Source organism: Nocardia pseudobrasiliensis NBRC 108224 (assembly GCF_001613105.1).
Lineage (GTDB): Bacteria > Actinomycetota > Actinomycetes > Mycobacteriales > Mycobacteriaceae > Nocardia > Nocardia pseudobrasiliensis.
In genome coordinates this window covers 114,260-135,930 of record NZ_BDBS01000004.1, presented here as the reverse complement: position 1 = coordinate 135,930, position 21,671 = coordinate 114,260, and the positions used below count along the sequence as shown (strand labels likewise).

Sequence of the window (21,671 nt, the reverse complement as noted above, 5' to 3'; positions counted from 1 at the left end):
AGCGATCGCGTGAACGTCGACGACATGACGTGGTACGGGGACCTCGCCCGGCGGGTGCTGGGCGAGATGAACCGCGTGGTGGTCGGGAAGCCGCAGGCCGTGCGAATGATAATGGCCGCCATACTGTCCGGCGGCCATGTGCTCGTCGACGATCTGCCGGGTCTGGGCAAAACCCTCATCGCGAGATCGTTCGCGGCCGTGCTGGGGCTGGAGTCCACCCGGGTGCAGTTCACTCCCGATCTGCTGCCCGCGGATCTGGTCGGCTCGTCGATCTATCACATGGGGACAGGTGCGTTCGAGTACCGACCGGGCCCGATCGTGACGAATCTGCTGATCGCCGACGAGATCAACCGCACGTCGCCCAAGACCCAATCGGCCCTGCTCGAGGCCATGGCAGAGGGGCAGGTCAGCGTCGACGGCGTCACGCGCACGCTGCCCGCGCCGTTCGTCGTACTCGCCACCGAGAATCCGATCGAGCACGAGGGCACCTACGCGCTGCCGGAGGCGCAACTGGATCGCTTCGCGATTCGCGTGCGGCTGGGTTACCTCAGTGCGGCCGAGGAGAAGATGCTGCTGCGGCGGCGGATGGACGGCGGCAGCGGCGGCCCGCTGGTGCGCCGCGTACTCGATGCCGATCAGCTGCTGCGGATTCGGTCCGCGGTCGACGCGGTGGCCGCCCACGACGACATCCTCGAATACATCGTGGCGCTGGTCCGGGCAACCCGCGGCCATCCTCAGGTCGAGGTCGGCGCGAGCCCCCGGGGCGAGCTGGATCTGCTGCAGCTGTCGCGCGCGCACGCGCTACTGCAGGGCCGGGATTTCGTCATGCCCGAGGACGTCAAGGAACTCGCCACTTCGGCACTGGCGCACCGGATCACGCTGCGGCCCGAGACCTGGGTGCGCAAGGTGAGGGGGGAGAACATCGTCGAGGAAGTGATCGGCCGAATCCCGGCCCCCCGCACCGAGCGCTCGGCGCGCGATATGTGGGAGGTCGACGAGATTGCCGGATGAGAGGGCGAATTCCGGGGAGGGCCGTGCGGCCGTTCGCTCGGCCTTCGTTCTCGCGGCCGTCGTCGTCGCCGTGGTCGCGCTGGGCGGCTATCTGCCGGAGGGTTCCGGCCCGGACGAATCCGCGCGGGCGGAAAAGCCCGCCGTGCTGCCGCTGGCGATACTGGCGGCGGTTGCCGTCTTCGTCATCGGCACGTCGGTCCTGTCGTTCGCTCGCCGAACCCGGGTGGCGGTCGATGCGGGGCCGCGTCGTCGCGTCGCGATGCGCCGGATACCCGGGCGATACGTGATCCTCGCCGCGGTGTCGCTGATCGGACTCACCGCGGCGGGCGGGGCCGTCGCGCACTGGATTCCCCACCCCGACCGGGATGATCGGACTCGGCAGTCCGTTCGTTCCGAAGAAGACGAGCGCCGGAGCCGACCGATACCCACCACCGGACACACCCCGGAGACCATGAGCGACAAAGACTTTCGCATCATCGGCGCGGCTGCCGGGGTGACCCTGCTGGCCGCCGTGACCGCACTCGGCGCCGTCGCCGTTCGCTCGTCCCGCGGTCGGTCGACCGAACAGCCCTCCGACGAGCAGGCCGCACTTCACGCCGCGGTAGCTCGTGCGGCCATGCGCGCGATCGCCGAAACCGAAGACCCGCAACAGAATCCGCGCGGCCTCGTCATCGCGTGCTATCGGGCCATGGAACGGGAGTTCGCGACCGTACCCGGACTGTTGCCGAATGCCTCCGATACGGCCTCGGAGGTGCTCGCGCGCGCGGTCGCGGTCGGTGTCGTGGACGAGGACACCGCCACCCGGCTGGTCGCATTGTTCGCCGAGGCGCGATTCAGCGCCCATCCGATGACCGTGCGGCACCGGGATGAGGCGATCCTGCTGTTGCGGGCGGTCCTGAACGGGCTGGCGGAGGGGCGATGTCGATGAGATTCGATCGGGTGCTGATCGGTGCGCTGATACTCGCGGGCGTCGTGGAGGGTGTGAGCCTGCTCGTGGATCGCCGCGTGCTCGGCATCGCCGCGGGTGTGGTCCTCGCCGCGATCGTGCTGGTGGTCTGCGGGCTGTCGACCGATACCGGCCGATTCACCCATATCGAGCCCGCGGCGCAATCGCAATGGGAAGAGGCGGTTTCGCGCTGGCGGACGCGCAGTGTGGCGCTGCTGCGCCACATCGACGGCTCGCGGGGGGAGTGGGATCGGCACATTCGGCCCGTGCTGGCACAGGAATTCCAGCTGTCGATCGGATATCGCGCGGCGATCGGGCCCGCTGAGCTGAGCGAGCTGGGATCGATCGCGCTGGGGCCGGACCTGTGGGTGTGGGTGGATCCGTCCGCGGTCGCGGTGAGCGCGTGGGATCAGCCGGGACCCGGGCGCGCGACCTTCGTCCGGATCATCGATCGGATGGAACGGATGTGACGGACTCCTGGTACCACCCCACCCCGCTGGCGGTCTCGCTGACCCTCTGCGCGGGACTCGTCGCGGTGCTGGCACTCGCGCTGGGCAGTCCGGAACTGATGATTTTCGCCGCACCGATGATCGGATGGGTGTCGGTGGGCTGGGGTGTTCCGGCGGTGGCCATCCGGGTCGGGACGGCCGACGAGGAGTCCGCCGCGCTGACCTGCTTCGAATCCGAGCGCGTCGAGGCGGAGATCGTCATCGATATCGCGGCGTCGGAATTCGGTGCGCATATCCCGCCCGTGGCGGGACTGTCCATCGAAACACACACGCGCACAGCCACATCGATGACGATCGCCGTCACCGCCGAGCGATGGGGGCGGTATTCGATTCCGATCGAGATCGCGGCGGTGACCCGCGGCGGCCTCGCCGTCGTCAAGTCGCGCCACCGTCCCGTCCGACTCACGGTTCATCCGCTGGTGGTCGTCGATACCTCCGCGGTGCCGGATGCCTCGGTGCGGATGCGGGTCGGCGGGCATCCTTCCCGATTCCCCGGCGCGGGTTCGGAATTCGCGGGGATTCGGCCCTTCGTCTCCGGAGACGGTCCGCGATCGGTGAATTGGCGGGCCACGGCTCGGCGCGGCAGCCTGTACGCGACCGAACGACGGCTCGAGCTCGCCGGCGATGTGGTCATAGCGTTCGACGCGACGCTGCATCGGACCGGATCCGCGTTCGAGCCATTGGATCGCGCCGTACGCGGCGCCGCCGAGCTGGCGTGGTCGGCCCTGCGGTCCGGCGATCGAGTCGGACTGATCAATATCGGCGACCCGGCCGGATGGTATCCCGTCCGCGGCGGCCGTCGGCAGTTCCACGGTATCGTCGCCGTCCTGATCGATCCGGAAAATGTTCCGGCGCAACGATTCTCGGGAACGGTCCCGCCGCCGGTCGCCGTACCCGCCGGGGCGACCGTCGTCGCGTACTCGGCGCTGCTGGACAGCGGGTTCACCTTGTCGCTGCTCGAATTGGGCAGGCGCGGACATCGGGTGGTGGTCGTCGATGTCATGCCGGAGTCGATGGTCGACCACCCCGATCCGCTCGTCGGGCGCCTCTGGTCGTTCGAACGCGCGGGAATGTATCGGAATATGGGTATCGCCGGTATCGAGGTGAGACGATGAAATGGCTACGCGCGGCGGCGTTTTCCGGGGGCGCTGTCATGGTCGGGGTTGTCGCGACGCACCCGTCCCCGCTCGGTGCGGGGTGTTCGGGTGTGGTCGCGGTGCTCGCGCTGGCCGGTCTGTTCGGCCGCCGCTGGGCGGTGGTCGCGGTGGTGGCGGCCGCCCTCGGGCTCGCCCTGCTGCATGCCGGTCTCGGATCGGCTCTGCTCGGTGGTTTCGGTGCGACGGCCTATCTTGCTGGCACACAGTCGAATTCGTCGATGGATGTGCGCGCCGGCCTGAGCGGGGCGGTGCTGTTCGGTGCGGCGGCCGCGCTGGCCGGTGCGATCGGACCGACGCTGCCCTGGGCGCTGGTGATCGCACCGGTCGCGGCGCTGATCGCGGTCGTGGCGCCGCTGCGCGCGATCAGAGCGGCGGCGGCTCCGGTGACAAACGAGTGAAATCGCAAGCCGCGCGGTTTCTTCGGCGTTTCAGCGGTCGGTTGCGATGATCGTCGCGGAGGGCGAAATGATCACAATACAAATCGAAGAAGTATGTGCCGCACCCGTGGACTACGCATTTCGGTACGTCGCCGACTATCGCAATACGATTCACTACCTGTACGGGCTGTCGAAATTCGAGCCCGTCACCGAGCTCGACCAGGGGGTCGGCGCGGTATTCGACGGTTCCCTCGGACTGGGTCCGGTGACGCTGAGCTGTCGGATGCGAGCCGTCGATTGGGATGAGCCGACGCTGATCCGGTCGAAGTCCGTGCGTGGCCTGGACACCGAATTCACCTACCGATTCGCCGCCGTGGACGCGGAGCGCAGCCGGGTCGGGCTGTCGATCGACCTGAACTTCCTCGGATTGGCGGGCCGGGCCATGGCCAAGGCGGTCGGCCCGTTCATCGACTCGGCCCGCAAGCAGACCGGAACCCGATTGGCCGAACAGGTCGCCGCCTACTACTCGGCGCAACGGACCGCCTGAGCGGGGCGTGACAGGCCCGCGAGCTGAATTCGCGTGCCTGCCAAGGACTTCGGGCTATCCGGCCTCCCGCTGGGGCAGCGGAGGTGAATCGGATTCGTCGTGTGCCAGCGCGAGTGTCCGTTGCGCCCGCCGCGCCTCCTCCGAGGTGATCTCCGAACCCGCCATCGCCCAGCGCAGAATCGGCGGCGCCATGAGCGAGGTGACCACCGCCACCAGAATCAGGATGGTATACGCCTCGGTGCCCAGGACACCGAGCCGCAACCCTGCCATGGCGATGATGACCTCGATGACTCCGCGCGCGTTCATACCCGCTCCGAGCGCGATCGATTCGCGACGACTCAGGCCGCTCGAGGCGCCGCCGATATACGCGCCGAGGAATTTCCCGACGACGGCCATCGTCACCACTCCCAGCGCCGCCAGTAACAGCGGCACGGTCAGCAGCGCCGACAGATCCATGCGCAACCCCGCCGTCGCGAAGAAGATCGGGGCGAGCACCGACATGACGACATTGTTCAGCGGGGCGAGCGCGGTCAGGCGCACACCGCTCGAGCCGATCAGCACCCCGCACAGGAAGGCGCCGAAAATGGCTTCCAGACCCATGGCCTGTGTGGCCGCCGCGGCGGCGAACAGCAGGATCACCACCGCCGGAATCACTTTCGCGCGCTCCCCGTCCCCGTCCACGCGGCGCATGACCCGCCGCACGAGCGGACGCCCGATGACCACCGCGAAGGCGACCACTCCCAGCAGATATCCCAGTGACGACAACACGGTCGCGGTCCGCAGCCCGTGCGTGGCCATCGCCGACACCAGCGACAGCAGGAACCAGCCGACCGCATCGTCGAACATCCCGGCGGTGAGAATGAGCTGACCCACATCGCGATGGGTCAGCTTCAATTCCATCAGCGTCTTCGCGATCACCGGAATCGCCGACACACAGATCGCGATGCCCATGAACATCGCGAATACCGCCGGGGTCGTATTCTCCGGCCGCAGCGGCGTCGGGGCGAGGTAGCCGATGCCGACGCCGATCGCCAGCGGGACGATCAGACCGGCGAGGCTGACCTTGGCCGCGCGGGGCAGCCGCTGTCGAAACTGGTTCAGGTCCAACTGCATTCCGGCCAGACCGACCAGGAGCAGCACCCCGAGTTGACCGACCGCGTCGATGAGATGCTGCTGTTCGACCTGCGGCGGAAACAGCCAGTGCGATATTCCGGGCGCGAGATGCGCCAGCACGGAGGGACCCAGCAGGACCCCGGCCAGCAACTCGCCCACGATATTCGGCATGCCGAGTCGGCTGGCCGCGCCGCCCAGCACACGGGCCGACACCAGCAGCACCAGCAGCTGGGTCAGGAATACGAGCATCCCGTGCGCCGGGATCGGGGTGATCGGACCCCCGGCGAAGATCATCGATCGCCTCCGCCGTGGTTGGCCCGGCGGGTGATCTTCGCTCCGATCTTGCGCCAGTCGCGATTTCGGACCGCCACCAGATCACGGGTCGCGTAATACGCCGCCGCCGCGCTGTGCCGCACTTCATCGCGATAGAAGGCGCTCGCGCGGCCCAGCACCTCGGTCACCCCGTGCTGCATGTAATGGCCGCGCACGTAGGCGGGGCTGCGGAATTTGCCCCAGGCCAGCACCTGTGCCATCGGGATCAGGGTCAACGCCGTCGCGGGCGACCGTTCGGTGGAATCGGTCTGCTTCCACGTCGAGGGCACCAGGCCGCTGTCGGACAGCGCGGCGTAGATGCGGTCGCACGCCTCGGCGGTCTCGATCTCCTTGTCGCGGTAGTCCTGCATGGCCTGGCAGGCCTTGCGGAACAGTTCCGCGCAGTGCGGATTGTCCTGGCCCTGCATACCGCGATAGGGCGGCTGCTCGAGCACGGAGAACACCGTGGGGTTGTTGGTGCGGTCGAAGGCCCACAGGGCTTCCATCAGACCGTTGCTGCCGTAGAGGGTGTTGATGGTCCACACCCGGAACCAGGCATTGAACAATTCGAAGCTGTCGAACGAGGTGAAGCTGTATCCGACCAGCTTGTCGTAGTATTCGAAGCCGCGCTTGACCCACGTCTCGAGATATTCGAAGCGTTCGGGTGCGAAATCACCGGTGCGCACGCCGTCGATGAGGCGATCGGCCAGCACGTTCACGGCCATCGCCGTGATCGACAGGCCGCTCGAGGTGAGCGGATCGATGAAGTCCGAGGCGTGCGGAAGCAGGCACCAGCGATCGCCCACAATGTTGCGGGACTGGAATTGCACCCGGCCCGTGCGTGCCACCGGCCGGACCGCCTTGGCATTGCGCATCTGCCGGGCGAAGGTTGGGAACCGGTTCACATGCGCCCAGAATTCCTCCTCCGGGGATTCGTTCTCGTTGACCGGATACCGGTCCAGATCGAGGGAGATGCCGACGCTGCACAGCGGATTGGTGGACTGCGGATGGTTGTCGAAGGGGATCACCCAGACCCAGCCGCCCTCGAACAGATGGTGCAGTGTGCCCTGTGAAAGTGGTTGCGGCATCTTGTGTTCGCTGGCCGGGGGCGCGACCTCGTCGAAGGGCAGGACGCCGACGAAGTGACCGAACAGCGTGCGGGTCCGGGTCTGATATGTGGGCGGGTCGACCCGCAGCTCCAGTTGCTTGCCGAGCAGGCTGTTCATCCCGCCGGCGTCGACGACGTAGTCGACGCGGAACTCGCCCTTGTCCACGGTCGCGAGTGTCGCTCCGTCGGAGTCGAATTCGACTCCGGTGACGAAGGTGTGGTTGTACCCGTCGGCGCCGTAGGACAGCGCGAGCTGATACGACCAGGCATCGATGTCCTGGCGGTAGTAGTGCACGTCCGGCCCCAGCGGCGCGCTCAGGGCCGGGAACTGCGCGCAATCTGTGCCGCGCACGGGTTCGCCCTCGCGATGATGCACGAAGCTGAAATTGCGTTTGACGCCACAGGAACTCGTGATCTTGCGGCGTACCGAGCCGTAGGCGGCCATATCCGCGATCTCGGGCACGTCGTAGCGGGCGGCGAGCACGCGAAGGCCCAGGGTGGTCTCCGGAATCGTCGACTCCCCGATGGCGAATCGGGGATGTCCGCCGCCCTCGAACAGCACGACCCGCACACCGTGGCGGGCGAGGATCGCCGCCAGAATGGAGCCGCCGATGCCGCCTCCGACAATCGCCACATCGTATCGACGGGATTTGTTGTTGTTCATGGGGTTTCATCTCCTGTTGTCATTGCGGTCACTACCGCGGCCGTGGTTTCGGGAAGTTCGTCGGCCGGGCGATCGGCGAGCATCCGGGACTCCGCGCGCCCGAGCAGCGCGAGGTACGCGTCCACCGCCTGCGCCAGCGGCGCGACCAGCGGCAGCGATCGGGCCCGCCCGCGCGCGATAGGGAAAACGTGATCACCTGGGCGGCTGGTGTTTTCGTGCAGATGATCGGCGAGCAGGGTGCCGCCGTAGGTCGACGCCGCGATGCCGTGGCCGCGCCAGCCCGCCGCGATCAGCGCGCCGTCGTGGCGTACGCCGATGACCGGCAGGGAGTCGAGGGTCAGGCCGATCGGGCCGGACCAGGCGTGGGTCAGGGGGATATCGCGCAGGCCCGGGTGCAGCAGATCCACGGCGGTCCGCAGATAACCCGTGTCCAGCGGGACGTGTCCGTCGGCTCCGCGGCGGATCCGGCCGCCGCCGACGATCAGGCGATTGTCGGGGGTCAACCGGTAATACGGTGCCACCGTGCCCATCTCGACCAGGGGTTCGTGGGCGAGCCGGGCGAGATCGGCCAGGATGTCGCCGGTGAGCGGCGCGGTCGCGGCGGCCTGTACGCGCAGGCCGATCACACCCGTGCCGAAGGCCGCGCCGCCGCTGGTGCCGTTCACGGCGAGAACCACACGGTCGGCGACTATTTCGCCGCCGTCGGTGCTGAGCCAGGTATCGCTGCCGCGGTGGATGCGGCGGACCGCGCTGTTCTCGTGGATGGTGACGCCGAGTCGCTCCGCGGCAGCGGCCAACTGCCGAGTCAGGGCGGCCGGGTCGAGGGTCGCGGCCGGGCCGTAGCGCATACCGCCGAGGTAGCGTCCGGGGCGGTGCGGCAAGGCATGGGCGGGTACCGCGGCGATGTTCACTCCGAGCGCCGCGGCGGCCGCGAGTTCGCGCTCGATCATGGTCATCGAGCGCCGGTCCCGCGCCACCATCAATTGCCCGCCCCGCGTCAGACCGCAGTCGATGCGATGCCGTGCGCACACCTCGAGCACATGGTCGACCGCGCGCTCCGACCAGAGGTACAGCGCCCGGGCGGTATCGTCACCGAAGCGCTTGCGCGCCAGGGGAAGCGGCGGTCCTATGCGCGGCCCGACCAGTCCGGTGCCCCGAGTGCTCGCCCCGCCGCCGACCCGATCGGCCTCCAGGACGACGACATCGTGGCCGGGATCCCGCTCGACCAGTCGCAGCGCGACCGACAGCCCGGTCAGTCCAGCTCCGACGACGGCGGTGCGGCAGCGGCGGATCCCGGTCGGCGGGGCGCGATGTGCGGCGGGCTGCTCGGTCCGCCATACCGGCTCGCCGTGGTGATATGCGAAATGTTCTGCGGTGTGGGACATCTCATCCTCACAGAGCGTTGGTCACCCGGGCGAGACACCACACGTCTCGCAGGCGGATGCGGTGGGGGACGGCGAGATATTCGGGTGTGACGAGTTGGGGTCGCCATTTGAGCTTGAACGCCAGGGCCGATTCGGCCGGATACAGTGCGCCGCCGCGGGTGCGAATGGTGTTCATCACCCAGGCGACGAAGGCGCTGTGCCCGGCCTCGACCACATACTCCGGTGCGAGACCGACGAACGGGGTGAGGCCCAGATGCAGCCAATTCGCGCCTTCGTCCCGAAACCGTTGCGCCGCTTCGGCGAAGATGTGTTCGACCACGCCGGGGGGCGAATCGGGCAGCCGCCGTTCCAGGTCGGCGAGCCACCCGCTGTGCGTGCCCGGGACGGGAGAGAAGCTGAAGTAGGCGATCGGCCGCCCGCCCAGCTCGGCGACGAACAATCGGCGGTGCGATTGCAGTTCGTCGCCGCGCTTGCCGATCAGAAACTGCAGCTCCTTCGCATGCCTGCCCTTGTCCCGCAGCCAGGTGGCATCGATGGCGTCGAGCTGTTCGGCGAATTCCGGCCGGGCCAGACGTTGCGGATCGGCCTCGGTGACGGTGACGCCCTCGCGTCGTGAGCGGTTCACCATGCCGCGGGTCTTGTGGAATCGTCCGCCGCCCAGCCCGAATCCGGACAGATCGATGCTGTACGAGCAGCCGAACTGATTCACCGAATATCCTTCCCGCGCGGCCTGTTCGGCATCCGGCCGCAGCAGCTGCACGGCGATGACGCGCCGTCGTCGGCGCGCCGCCGCGTCGGTGAAGGACCGTTGCAGCCGGGCGCACTCCTCGACCGGGGCTATGGGGCCGGTGAACTGCACCCAATAGTCGCGGCCGAACGGGCGGTACACGATCATCCCGGGCGAGCCGTCGACGGTGAAGTACTCGTTGCCGCTGTTGAGTGCCAGAAAGCTGGAGGAGTGCCGACCGTAGGCGCGGACCGCGGCCAACGCGTCCTCCGGCGACGTCGCGGCGGGGCGAGCTGGTGTCGCTGTCATGTTCCGTTGACCCACATTTCGTCGTGCGTATCGGCGATCGAATGGATGCGGCGTCGGTCGTGCAGGCGGCCGAAACTCCGGTCGTGCCAGATCAGGGGCTGTCCCTCGGCGCTGTCCACGGCCGCGACCTCACCGACGATCAGTACGTGATCGCCATAGCGCCGTGCGTCGATCAGCAGGCACACCGCCCATCCCAAGGTGTCGTTCAGCACGGGTACGCCGAGGACGTGCCGATGATCGTGGCCGTCGAATCGGGTGCCGGTGGCCGATGCGAAATCCTCTGCCAGTTCGCGCTGTCGCTCGCCGAGCAGATGCACCCCGAAGGTGCGGCTCTGTTCGATCGAGGCCAGGGTGTACGAGCCCACGGCCAGTCCCGCCAGCAGCAGCGGCGGGCGCAGCGACAACGAGGTCACCGTCGACGCGGTGAGCCCGACGGGTCCGCTCGCCGCCTGCGCGGACACGACGCACACACCGGCGGCGAGTTTGCGATACAACCGCAGGCAGCGCTCCGGAGCCGGTGTGGCACTGTGATCGGCCCGCAGCAGCATCAGACGCCCTCCAGGGTTTTCCCGCTCGCGGCGGTCCATGGCCCGGCCAGTCGCCGCTCGAATTCGGCGAATGCCGGATGCTTCTCGGGCTCGAACGCGACCACGAAGGACTTCATGAAGTTTCCGAACAGGGCGCGGTCGCCACACAGATGGATCGGGATGACGAGCAGCGCCCATTCGAATCCGAACACCAAGGCCCACAGGCCGACCGCCACCGACTGGGTGATGGCGCTGTGCATGGTGTTGTAGAGCACGTAGTAGATCCGGCCGACCTCGCCGTTCTTGGATCGCAGATTCGCGATCATGCCCGGGATGTAGCCGATGACATCGATGTAGAAGAACAGGATGATCGCGGGAATCCAGCGGACTTCACCGATATGCGCGACGAACAGATACAGCGATACGACGAGTCCGACGCCGAATTCGAGCCGGCGGAGTCGATAGGTGGTCTTGGTCTCGAAAAGGTTGAGATGGTCCATGGCGATTACCTCGGATCAGAGAGCCGATATCAGTGGGTCAGCACCTGACCCGTATCGTCGGTGCGGGCCAGCTTCCGGGTCACGACCGCCTCGACAGCGGGATCCCCGATGATGGACGACCCGTTGATCAGGCGGGATACGACGAGGGCAATGCCCTCCTTGAGCACCTTCGTCGCGATCGGCTCCAGCACCCCGGTGAGGCTGGGAATGCCGAAATCGAAGGTCGCCTCGAATTGGACCGAGGAGCCGGCGCGGACCGGATCGACGGCCCAGGAACCGCGGAAGATGTGGAAGTCCCCCGACAGCTGTTCGAAGATGATCCGGCGCCGATCATGTTGGAAGTAGTCGACTTCCGACCAGCGCAGCGGGCCGTTGCGGAAGTAGACCTCCCAGTCGCTGACCGTATGTCCGTCGTCGCGGGTCCGGACGGTGACATCACGCACCTCGTCCACCAGCTCGGGGTATTTCTCGAATTCACTGATCCGGTCGAATGCTTCGTCGGCGGAGACCGATTCGGAGCGCAGCTCGATGCGGAGGCTTCTCATGTGTCAACCCTTCTGTCTACTGCCGCCCCGCGCGGTGGTCCGCACGGCGGCCTCGAATCGTTCGAGAAAGAATTCGACGTCGTTGTCGTTGAGTACGGCCGGGGGTGTGAGCCGGAGAACGTAATCGGAGTTCATGGACAGGTTCGCGACGACATCGTTGTTGACGAGATCCAGGAGCAGTTCTCCGGCGACACCGGGTTCGGCGATTTCCACGGCGATGAGCAGCCCGGCCCCGCGGACCTCGCAACCGTGGTGGGACAGATGTGTTTTCGCGATCCGGGTGGTTTCGCGCAGCAGCAGTTCTCCGAGCACGGCGGCCCGCTCGACCAGTGCGTCCTCCTCGATCGCACGCAGCGCGCCGCAGACGGCCGCCATCGTGATCGGGGCGCCGGAGAAGGTCGACGTGTGCAACAGGGGGTCGCGGTCGAGCACGGCGAACAATTCGTCGGTGGTGACGGCCGCGGCGACCGGCATCACGCCGCCGCCGAGTCCCTTGCCCGACAACAGGATGTCCGGACATACCCCTTCCCGCTCGGCGCCCCACCACGCCCCGAGCCGGCCGAGTCCGGTCTGCACCTCGTCGAGGACGAGCAGTGCGCCGTACTCGCGGCACAGCGATCGCACCGAACGCAGATAACCCTCGGGCGGTATCAGCACCCCGGCTTCGGCCTGAATCGGTTCCACGATCACACACGCCTCGTCCGGATGCTGTTCGAGCACCGCGGCCAGTGCCGCGGTATCGCCGAACGGGACGTGCGCGACGTGCGGGAGCAAGGGCCGGAACGGATCCTGGAAGACCGGTCGGCCGTTGACCGACAGCGCCCCCATGGTTTTGCCGTGATAGCCGCCGACCATCGAGATCAGATGCTGACGGCCGTTGAGGCGCGCCAATTTGATCGCGGTCTCCACGGCCTCGGCCCCGGAGCCACAGAAGTGGACCCGGTCGAGACCGTCCGGGGTGACCGCGGTCAGCATCTCGGCCGCGCGGGCCAGCGTCGGCTCCAGGAACAGCCGGGTGCTGATGGGGTGGGTGCGCAGCTGCCGCTCGACCTCGGCCACTACGGTCGGATGCCTTGCGCCGGTGAGGAATACGCCGTAACCGCCGAAGTTCAGGAAGCGCTGGCCGTCGCCGGTGGTGAGCCATGCCCCGTTCGATTCCACCTCGACGTGACCACCGAGCATGCTCGCCAATCGCGCGCGGCCGCCGCTGAGGTTGCGCTGGAATGTCGCCGCGATCTTGTCGTAGTCCGATGCGATACGCAGTTCTGTCATTACCGAACCTTCACTTGATGCGGAATACATCGCCGGAGAGACTGGCCGCGATCGCCTCGTGGCTGGTCGTCCGCGAGGGCGGGTGGAAGCGCAGGCATTGACAGGCCGAGGCGAAGTAGGCGGTTTCGGGGGAGGAGATGAAGGAGATGCCGCCCAGCGCCGCGACCGCTTGATTCGCGGCGTCGATGATGGCGTCCTCGGCGCCGTATCGGGCGATGGTCACCTTCGCGAATGCCGCGTTGTCGGTATCGGTTTCGACCAGGAGCCGCCCGATGCCCTCCAACAGCGCGGTAGCGGTTTCCAATCGGATGCCCATCTCGGCGGCGCGTTCGCGGCTCAGGGTCGGCTTGGCCAGGGCGCGGTCCACGAGTGCGGAGGCCATGCCCAGATAGCAGGAGGCGATGATCATTTCGAACCAGATGAAGCCGACGGTCTGCAGTTCGTCGAGTTCGCCCTGGCCGCCGACCGTGGCGGGCATGACGAGTTTCTCGTCGACGAACACATCGGTCAGCCGGACTTCGTCGCTTTCGGCCCCCGCGAGGATGTCGGTGGACCAGAACGGATGGATCGAGATGCCCGGCGTCGCGGCCGGGAGCAGCACCACGACGCCTTCCCGCTCACCGGACTCGCCGACGACGGCCGCGCTGGCCGAGAGCAGGTCCATCGATCGGGCCAGACTGCAGGGCCGTTTCGAACCGCTGACGACGATGCCGCCCTCGGTGCGACGGCCGTTCACGGCGGGAGTCAGGATGCCCTGCCCCGGATTGCCCTCGGCGAAAGCCGATGCGATGAGCAGATTCTGGTCGGCGACGCCCTCGAGCAGGGCCCACTCCAGGCCGCTGGATCGCAGGCTGTCGGCCAGGGTGAAGATCGTCGCGACCGAGAAGTGATGCATCGCGCTGGCGACCGCCAGCGAGGGAGACCGGGCTCCGATCGCCCGCATGACGTGGACCGCTTCGACCGGCCCGACACCCATTCCGCCGTATTCCCGCGGGATCAGCAGGGCCGGTCCACGGTGTTTGCGGAACATATCCAGCGCCGGGCTGCCCGGGCGTTCCAGATCAGCCAGCGGCAGCTGGGAGAGTTCGTCGAGAAGTCCGGGAAGATGGGATTCGCAAAGGGCGTCAGCATATTCGAGGCTACGCATTGTCGGAATTGCTCCTAGCGGTACTTCGGTGGGGTCCGGCCGTCGGATATGGCGACGCCCTGGATATGGGTGGTCCGCAACGTCGGGTAATTCGCCTCGCCGTAGACGCCGCCGGTCAACCCCGTCCCGCCGTGTGAGGGCAGGGCCGCCGCGAAGGAGATGTGAGATTCGTTGATCTTCAACAGCCCGCCGTTCACGACATTGGCGAGCAGTTGATCGATCACCTCCGGATCCGACGCCCACACGGAATTGCGCAGTCCGTAGAGGTTGGAATTCACGAAATCGATGATCGCGTCGAGCAGCTTGCGATCGTCGGTGGGCTCGGGCACGACGACCGGCAGCAGCGGGAAGAAGGTCTCGTGGCGCACCGCGTCGAGTTCACGCGATCTGTCGAGTCCGTCGACGCGAATCACGGTGGGCTCCAAGAAGAATCCGGCCGGATCCTCGGTGCCGTCGACCGCCAGCCCGCGGCCACCGGTCAGCACGGTCGCGCCCTTGTCGGTGGCGTCGCGCAGGCAGGCGTAGAAACCGTCGTTGCGCAGCACCGGTGACAGCAGCACCCCGCTCTCGTCCGGATAGCCGGTCCGCAGCGTGCCCGCGGCGGCCACGAGCCGCTCGAGCAGTTCCTCGGCGATCTCCGGATGTGCGATCACCTGATTGGGAATCATGCACAGCTGCCCCGAGCCGTAGAAGCCCTCGATCAGCGCCTGCGCGGCGTATTCCGGATCGGCGTCCTTCCACACCACGACCGTGTCATTGCCCGCCAATTCGAGGATCGGCTTCTTCCCCGCCTCCACGCAGCGGCGTTCGAACGCGATGCCGTTCTTGGAACTGCCGAAGTACATGATGTCGTCCACGTGCGGACTGTCCAGCCACGCCTTCAGCAGCGGTCCGGGATCACCGCACACCGCGTTCAAAACGCCTGCGGGCGCGCCGACTTCGGCCAGGGTCGGACCCAGCAGGTTGTTGACGGCGTACATGACGCCGAGCGGACCCGAGCGAGGAGCCCGGATCACCACGGCATTACCCGCGGCGAGGATCAGCCCGCCCATCAACGCACTCGTCATGGGCGCGTTGGCGGGCGGATTAAGGCACACCACGCCGTCGGGTTGGCGGCGGACGATATGCCGGCGCCCGTCGACGCTGAACTCGCGCCACAGCTGTTCGCGGAAGTAGTCGCGGGATTCGACCCGGCAGGAGTTGAGCATCCCGGATATCTCCCATTTGGCGAGATCGCGCGGGTGGCCTTCCAGGGTGAGCAGATGTTCGATATTTTCGGCATTCTCGGTCAATAGCGAGTGCATGCGCTCCAGGAAATCGTCGATTCGCAACGACAGTGGCGCGGAACGCCATTCGCGCGCCGCGGCGGCCGCGCACGACAGCGACGCCGCAACGGCATCGTCGTCGGCAACCGCGACCCGGCCGATCACCGCATCGCCGTCGAGATCGTGCAGCGACAGTTCCCCGCTGTCCAATCTCCGCTTCAATGTGAGGCTCGCGAAGGAGTCGTCGAGCAAACTGCGCGGGTCGAGCACATGGACCCATTTACCGCTGTAGATGTTTTCGCCGGCAATATAACTGCCGTATGAGTAGATATCGGTCGACGGCGATTTGATGGCACTGTCGAGCGCGTCGGCTGTCATGAGACCCCCAGGACGGAACTGCTTGTGGCCCAGCGTGATCGGATGTTCCGGTGTTCGGTCCCGGATGATCATGCTGCCGGGACCCAGTGTCGATCACGCGCGTGAAAGAGGCCTGAAAATCGGATGTCGATCGTTTCTGCGCGATTTCATCGTCCCGGTCTCGGGCGATCCCGCCGGTGATTCAGCTGGTCGGAGCCCTGCGCGGCGACGGGATGAGCAGCCGCACGGCCGCCGCGCACCCGCCGCAGGCGAGCAACACGACGATCGGCAGCAGTGCGCTACCGACCCCCGATGAACCGGCGATGTCCAGTCCGGTCAGCATGTAGCTGCCCGGCAGCAGCCGAAGCCCCGGTGCGGAATCGCCGTCGACGCCGATATCGAAGGCCGCTGTCGCCGCGATCGATGCGATCACGAGGCCGAGCCCGACCCGACCGTAGAGCCGCAGCAGCGCCGTGGTCATCGCCACCGCGGCGAATACGGCCGCCGCGGCGCAGCCGTACAGCGCTGCGGCATATCGATGATCGACGTACCGGCTCGGCAGGGCCGCGAGTGCGAGTGCGAGCACCGCCGCCAGCGCCCAGGAGACGATCGCGGCCCGGCGCGGCGCCCAACCTCGTTGGCACAGCAGGTCTTCGGTCGCGGCTTGGAGCAGGACGATCACCAGCGCTCCGAGCAAAAGCGCGAGGACGGCACGCAACAGCCCGGTATCGGTACTCGACCCGGCGGCGCTACGGTTCGCGACGCCGCCCTGGCTGAGGCGCTCGGCGGTCGCGGCCGAGGTGTCGGGAAGGCCGTCGACACCCGTGCCGAGGGATACCACCAGCTGCGCGGTCACCGCCTTGAGCTGTTCGATCTGTCCGCGGATCTGGCTCTCCATGGTGGGAACCATCTGTTTGGCCGCATTGAGCTGCACCACAACCTGATTGATGGTCGTATCGCCCTGCGCCATGAAGCCGCGGATCTGGGCCAGGCGATCGACCGCCAGATCCAGCACATCGACGAGCCGAGTCTGCGCGTCGACCGGTTTGCCCAGCAGTCCGGACAGATCTTGCAGCTGACGGTCGAGCAGTTGCGCGCCCACCCGCAGACCGTCCAGGCGCGCGGCATTCTGCGAATCGTCCAGACCGCTGACCATCGTCAGCAGGCCGGTCAGCTGATCACCGACGCGCTGTCCGTCCGGAAGGCCGCTGGCCCGAAGGACATCCGCGATCGGCCGCAGTACGGTGTCCATCTGCGCCCGCACCGCCGTCGTGGCCTCCAGCATGCTGCCCACGGAGTCGAGTCCGCTGTTGACGGTGGTCACCCCGTTCTGCAGATCGCCGAGGGTCAGGGTCACCCCGCGCATACTTTCGGCGAAGGTGGACAGCTTGCCGGACAGCTCGTCGATCAGGGCCGAATACTGCTGCATCGCGGCGACCAGATTCTGCGCCTGCGCGACGAGTGGATCGGTCTGTCCGAACAGCTGTTTCACCGTGTTGAGCATGTCGTTGACGGTGCCGTCGGCGTTCGCGGCCGCCGCCTTGAGCCCGGCCGCGGTCAGTGCGGCGACATTGAGATTGGTCCGCGACTGCGAGACCGAGACCAGCAGCCCCTCGATCCCGACCCGGACGGCGGTGGTGGATACCGCCTGTTCCAGGCGCGCGTAATCGCGATCGGCCGGATCGCCGCTCGGTACGACCGTCACCCGGTTCGCGGTGGGTGCGACGGCGGCCGGTCGGGTACTCGGCCCGCCGGGTCGAGAGCTGTTGTCCCCGAAGCCGTCCGGAATGGTGACGACGGCGAGGACGGTGCGGTCCGACAGTTTCCGCGCGGCCTGCGTCGCGGTGGCGTCCTCCCAGGTGTAGCCGGGGCTGGTTTTCAGCGCGGCGATCAGTTTGGCGCCGCGGTCGCCGGGGCCGGGTTTTGCCGGGCCCACGATCGCGACGGTCCGGTTGCCGGAATCTGTTGTCCGCGAGACGAAGCCGACCGCGACCGCGCCACACAGCAGCGGCAGGAGCAGTACACCCAGCAACACCAGGCGTACCACCGTTCGGGGCTGCCGACGGGTATCGGACACGGTCATCGGTCGAGCACCTCTCGGTCGATCGTTTATGGCTGTGCGGTGGTGGTCAGACGCAGATCGGCGAAGTTTGCTGGAGACTGGCGGCGAGCCCGCAGGCCCATACCCGTTCCAATTTCCACTTACCGTCCTCGGCGATCAGCGGAACCTGACTGTTGTTGGGCTGGCCGTAAAAACTGAGGGTGGCATCGGCGTTCGCGGTGCCGTTGCAGTAATCGGTGACGCCATTGATCGTGACCGCGAAGTTCGCCTGATTCAGCGCCGTGAGCATTCGATCGAAGAAACCCGGATCGCCCGCACCGCCCTGCATCAAATCAACTTTGTCCGCGGGTGCGACGGTCGGATCCAATCCGCGTCGCAGCAATCCCTGGAGCAGTTCGGTGGTGGGCGACTGCGGATATTTGCCGCCCTGGGTGCAGTCGGCGGGCGCGGCGGTGCTGGATTCCGGTGCGGCACTGGGCTTCGAGCCTCCGCAGCCGGTCAGCACCGTCGCCGCGACGACGGGAAAGAGCAGCATGGTGACGGTTCGCCTCATGAGATTTCCTTTCGGCGTGATCAATCCTGGATGGCCCCCGCCTCGGCGCGGACCGCCGCGACGGGGGCGGGGTTGTCTGTTTCACGCAATCCGTGGCGCTCGTACCAGCGCCGCATCGGTTCGGGGGCCCACCAATTGGCCCGGCCGAGCAGGGCCATCAGGCCGGGTACCACCAGCACTCGAATGAAGAAGGCGTCGACGATGACGCTCACCATCAGTCCCACGCCCAGGCTGCGCATGAACGACACCTGACCCGCGGACAGGCCGAGGAATACGATCACCATGACGACCGCGGCGGCGGTGACGATCCGTCCGGTGCGGGCGAGTCCCAGCGCGACGGCGCGGTTGTTGTCGGCTCGGGTCCGCCCGGACCGCGACCATTCCTCCTGCACCCGGGACAGGACGAAGACGGCGTAGTCCATCGACAGCGCATAGGCGATGCACAGCAACAGAACCGGGACGATGACACCGGTATGGCCGTAGACGACCGTGCCGAGTCCGCCGAGATGTCCGTCCTGGAAGATCCACACCACCACCCCGCCGGCCGCGGTGAGCGAGACGGCGTTGGTGATGAGCACCTTCAGCGGCAGCAGGATGCTTCCGGTCATCATGAAGGTGAGAATCAGCGTGATCGCGACGATGATCGCCAGGACCAGCGGTATGCGGTCGGTGAAGCCGTGCAGATTGTCGATATTGCGCTGGGTCATGCCGCCGAACAGCGTGGGAGCCGGTGCGCGAACGGATTTGAGCGCGCTCAGCTGTGCTTTGCCGGCGTCCGAGTACGGGTCCCGATCGGTGGCGATGGTGAGATACGCGGAATCGCCCTTGAGCGCGGAGTCGAAGGTGGCGGCGCTGATCACCTTGCCGCGCTCGTAGATTCCGTTCGGGCCGGTGACCCGCAGGACGCCGTCCACGGTGGACAGGGCCATGGCATAGCCGGTCACGTCGGCGGGTGATTTCACGCCCGCGGGAAGGACCGCCTGCGCGGTGCCGGCGTAGTTCTGGGTGAAGTCGGACCGCAGGATGTCGCCCGCCTGACGCGACAGCGTGGTCGTCGGGAGATTGCGATCGTCGGGGTAGGCGAGTTTCACGCCCAGGAACGGCAGGCCCAGCAGCAGCAGGACGATGACGCTGCCGCCGACGACCGCGAGCGGCCGTCGGGATGCGAACGTCGCGATCCGGTACCAGATCGACCGCTCCTCAACGCTTTCGACGCGTGCGGTCGGTGCGGGACGCCGTCGCCGGAGCAGCCGTCGGATATCGAATGCGTCGATGCGGCTGCCGAGCAGGACGATGAGCGCGGGCGCCAACACCAGAGCGCCGAGCAGGGACAGCAGGACGGCGGTGACGCCGCCGTAGGCCAGCGACCGCAACAGGTACTGCGGGAATACGGCCATGGCCGACAGCGTCAACGCCATGGTCAATGCCGAGTAGGTGACCGTGCGCCCGGCCGTGTTCATGGCGATGATCAGTGCGCGTTCCGTCGACGCGCCGTGGGACAGCTCCTCCCGATACCGGTTGAGGATGAACAACGTGTAGTCGACGGCCAGGGCCAGACAGACCGCCGTGGCGATATTGGTCGCGAAGACCGACACATTGGTGAACTGGTAGATCTGCCACAGCACCGCCGTCGTGCCGACTGTGGCGAGCAGCGCGATCGCCAGCGGTAGGAACGCGGCCACCGCGCTGCCGAAGATCCACACCAGCGCCAAGAAGGTGATCGGGGTGACGATCGCCTCGAAACGCACCAGATCCCAACGGGATTGCTGTTCGACATCGCTGTAGGCCATGGCCGGTCCGCCCACCGCGACGGTGACGCCCTTCGCATCCAACTCCAGTGACTTCGCCAAATCGCGGGCGCGCGCCGGGGCGTATTTGTCACCGCCGACGATCCGCGCGATGACCAGCCCCGTATGCCGGTCGGCGCCCACGAGCGGCTCGGCCAGCTGCTGCTGCGGCGTCGTCCAATAGGAGAGGATCTGCTTGGCGTAGGGCGAATTGCGCAGGGCGGCGACGATGGACTCGCCGCGCTCGCGCGCCGCCGGACTGTCGACGCCGTCGGCCGCGGTCACCGTGAAGACGAGCGGCATGCCGCCCGCGTCGAAACGTTCGTCGAGTACCTGCTCGGCCCGGATCGACTCCGAGGTCGGAACATCGAAACCGCCGGCCGGTAAGCCGGTGACCGCGGGAATCGCCAACACCGTCGCGCCCACGCCGAGCAGGAGTGCGACCGATGCGATTGCCCTGGGGAACCGTAGCGCGAATCGCGCCAATGCCGTCAAAACCACCGGGACCCTCCCATGTGCACCGAGGTGACCGAGAATCTGACAGACTCTCGGTCTGTACCATACTTCAAGTCGCTCACATGTCAACAGTCGGTTAGCGAGGGAAATAAAAAACCGCAGGTCGAAGTGGGTATTCGAACCTGCGGCCGTGCGGGACTGTCTGTAAGGGCTCTGCGGTATCAGTCGGGGGTGTCGGCCCGCAGTCCGCGGAACATGGAGAGCATCACCAGCTCCACATCATGGGACGCGGTCTCGGGATCTTGCGCGAGCGCGATCGCCAGCGACGCCTCGGCGAGCAGGCGGAACACCATCTGCGCGGTGGTATCGAGGTCGACCGGTCGCAGCAGGCCGAGCCGGGACAGCTCGTCGAGCAGGCCGCGGATGAGCGGAAGCGCCACTTCGCTGTCGAGTTCGCGGGTGCGCTCGACGCCGAGCACGCCGGTGACCTGGCGCAGCAGCGATCGGGTGTCCGCGTCGGCGGCGTAGCGCTGAATCGCGGTGCGGGCCGCCACTTCCGCGCGGTCCCAGGGCTCGAGGTCGGGCGCGATGGCCGATTCCGCCACCGCGCCGATCACCACCTTCTCCGCCGCGAGGTAGACCTCGGCGAAGACCTGCTGCTTGTCCTGGAAGTGGTGGTATACGGCGCCCTTGCTGAGCTGCGACTCGCGCGCGATGTCGTCGACGGAGGTCGAGTCGAAACCCTTCTCCACGAACAGCTTCCGCGCGGCATCGAGGATCGCAGTCTTCGTCAGCGCGGCATACATATCGCGCCTGCTCGCCTTGACCTCACTCACGATTCGAGCATACCCGGCAGACTGTGGGTCGGTCTACGACTTTCGGTCGGTCTGTGAGGCGAGACTCCTTTGTCCGGCCGAGTTGCTGGACGCGGCCGTGGAATTGCTGTCGGGTCGTCTCGTTCTATTCGAATCAGTAGAAGCATGCTGCTTCGTTGCTCGCCAATTGAAATCGAATCCGCAGTTTGCTGCGAATTTC

20 protein-coding genes are annotated in these 21,671 nt (G+C 67.1%); 6 read left to right on the top strand and 14 right to left on the bottom strand.

All coding sequences use genetic code 11. The features are described from left to right. Positions 1-24 precede the first annotated feature (24 nt). The 6 genes from NP4_RS05495 (at position 25) to NP4_RS05470 (ending at position 4,547) form a co-directional block, all read left to right on the top strand. Positions 25-1,011: an AAA family ATPase gene (locus NP4_RS05495; RefSeq protein WP_067993654.1), complete on the top strand. Its 987-nt coding sequence runs from the start codon at positions 25-27 to the stop codon at positions 1,009-1,011. After that, positions 1,001-1,939, top strand: coding sequence for a DUF4129 domain-containing protein (locus NP4_RS05490; protein WP_067992820.1), 939 nt, complete (start codon positions 1,001-1,003; stop codon positions 1,937-1,939). Before NP4_RS05495 ends, NP4_RS05490 begins: the two co-directional genes overlap by 11 nt. Further along, on the top strand, positions 1,930-2,427 hold the full coding sequence (locus NP4_RS05485) for a hypothetical protein (RefSeq protein WP_147287862.1): 498 nt from the start codon (positions 1,930-1,932) through the stop codon (positions 2,425-2,427). Before NP4_RS05490 ends, NP4_RS05485 begins: the two co-directional genes overlap by 10 nt. After that, positions 2,424-3,581, top strand: a complete 1,158-nt coding sequence (locus tag NP4_RS05480) for a DUF58 domain-containing protein (protein ID WP_067992815.1) — start codon at positions 2,424-2,426, stop codon at positions 3,579-3,581. Before NP4_RS05485 ends, NP4_RS05480 begins: the two co-directional genes overlap by 4 nt. Then, on the top strand, positions 3,578-4,021 hold the full coding sequence (locus tag NP4_RS05475) for a hypothetical protein (protein ID WP_067992812.1): 444 nt from the start codon (positions 3,578-3,580) through the stop codon (positions 4,019-4,021). The genes NP4_RS05480 and NP4_RS05475 overlap by 4 nt, the downstream gene beginning before the upstream one ends. A gap of 67 nt (positions 4,022-4,088) precedes the next feature. Beyond that, complete coding sequence (locus NP4_RS05470; protein ID WP_067993651.1) at positions 4,089-4,547, top strand: SRPBCC family protein; 459 nt, start codon at positions 4,089-4,091, stop codon at positions 4,545-4,547. A 54-nt stretch (positions 4,548-4,601) separates the two neighbouring features. Here NP4_RS05470 and NP4_RS05465 read toward each other — a convergent pair whose 3' ends face one another. The 14 genes from NP4_RS05465 to NP4_RS05400 form a co-directional block, all read right to left on the bottom strand. Further along, positions 4,602-5,954 carry a cation:proton antiporter gene (locus NP4_RS05465; protein ID WP_082875570.1) on the bottom strand — a complete coding sequence of 451 codons (1,353 nt, stop codon included), beginning with the start codon at positions 5,952-5,954 and terminating at the stop codon, positions 4,602-4,604. Then, positions 5,951-7,744, bottom strand: a complete 1,794-nt coding sequence (locus NP4_RS05460) for an NAD(P)/FAD-dependent oxidoreductase (protein ID WP_067992809.1) — start codon at positions 7,742-7,744, stop codon at positions 5,951-5,953. Before NP4_RS05460 ends, NP4_RS05465 begins: the two co-directional genes overlap by 4 nt. Continuing rightward, positions 7,741-9,129 (bottom strand): NAD(P)/FAD-dependent oxidoreductase, encoded by a 1,389-nt coding sequence (locus NP4_RS05455; RefSeq protein WP_067992806.1) that lies wholly within the window; start codon positions 9,127-9,129, stop codon positions 7,741-7,743. Before NP4_RS05455 ends, NP4_RS05460 begins: the two co-directional genes overlap by 4 nt. A gap of 7 nt (positions 9,130-9,136) precedes the next feature. Next, positions 9,137-10,165: a DUF2156 domain-containing protein gene (locus tag NP4_RS05450; protein ID WP_067992803.1), complete on the bottom strand. Its 1,029-nt coding sequence runs from the start codon at positions 10,163-10,165 to the stop codon at positions 9,137-9,139. Beyond that, positions 10,162-10,713, bottom strand: a complete 552-nt coding sequence (locus NP4_RS05445; protein WP_067992800.1) for a flavin reductase family protein — start codon at positions 10,711-10,713, stop codon at positions 10,162-10,164. Before NP4_RS05445 ends, NP4_RS05450 begins: the two co-directional genes overlap by 4 nt. Continuing rightward, the gene (locus NP4_RS05440; RefSeq protein WP_067992798.1) at positions 10,713-11,192 is read right to left on the bottom strand and encodes a hypothetical protein; all 480 of its coding nucleotides are present in this window, start codon (positions 11,190-11,192) and stop codon (positions 10,713-10,715) included. Before NP4_RS05440 ends, NP4_RS05445 begins: the two co-directional genes overlap by 1 nt. Before the next feature lie 29 nt (positions 11,193-11,221). After that, complete coding sequence (locus NP4_RS05435) at positions 11,222-11,737, bottom strand: type II toxin-antitoxin system RatA family toxin (RefSeq protein ID WP_067992794.1); 516 nt, start codon at positions 11,735-11,737, stop codon at positions 11,222-11,224. Between the two features lie 3 nt (positions 11,738-11,740). After that, on the bottom strand, positions 11,741-13,009 hold the full coding sequence (locus NP4_RS05430; protein WP_067992792.1) for an aspartate aminotransferase family protein: 1,269 nt from the start codon (positions 13,007-13,009) through the stop codon (positions 11,741-11,743). A 10-nt stretch (positions 13,010-13,019) separates the two neighbouring features. Then, entirely contained in the window at positions 13,020-14,156 is a 1,137-nt protein-coding gene (locus NP4_RS05425) for an acyl-CoA dehydrogenase family protein (RefSeq protein WP_067992789.1), read from the bottom strand. A gap of 14 nt (positions 14,157-14,170) precedes the next feature. After that, the gene (locus NP4_RS05420) at positions 14,171-15,799 is read right to left on the bottom strand and encodes an aldehyde dehydrogenase family protein (RefSeq protein ID WP_082875626.1); all 1,629 of its coding nucleotides are present in this window, start codon (positions 15,797-15,799) and stop codon (positions 14,171-14,173) included. Positions 15,800-15,980: 181 nt separating this feature from the next. Further along, positions 15,981-17,861: a hypothetical protein gene (locus NP4_RS05415; protein WP_067992786.1), complete on the bottom strand. Its 1,881-nt coding sequence runs from the start codon at positions 17,859-17,861 to the stop codon at positions 15,981-15,983. A gap of 46 nt (positions 17,862-17,907) precedes the next feature. Then, on the bottom strand, positions 17,908-18,393 hold the full coding sequence (locus NP4_RS05410; RefSeq protein WP_067992783.1) for a WKL family lipoprotein: 486 nt from the start codon (positions 18,391-18,393) through the stop codon (positions 17,908-17,910). A gap of 20 nt (positions 18,394-18,413) precedes the next feature. Beyond that, entirely contained in the window at positions 18,414-20,681 is a 2,268-nt protein-coding gene (locus NP4_RS05405; protein WP_067992780.1) for an MMPL family transporter, read from the bottom strand. A 176-nt stretch (positions 20,682-20,857) separates the two neighbouring features. Beyond that, a complete protein-coding gene (locus NP4_RS05400; protein ID WP_067992779.1) occupies positions 20,858-21,472 on the bottom strand; it encodes a TetR/AcrR family transcriptional regulator in 615 nt (204 codons plus the stop codon). Positions 21,473-21,671 lie beyond the last annotated feature (199 nt).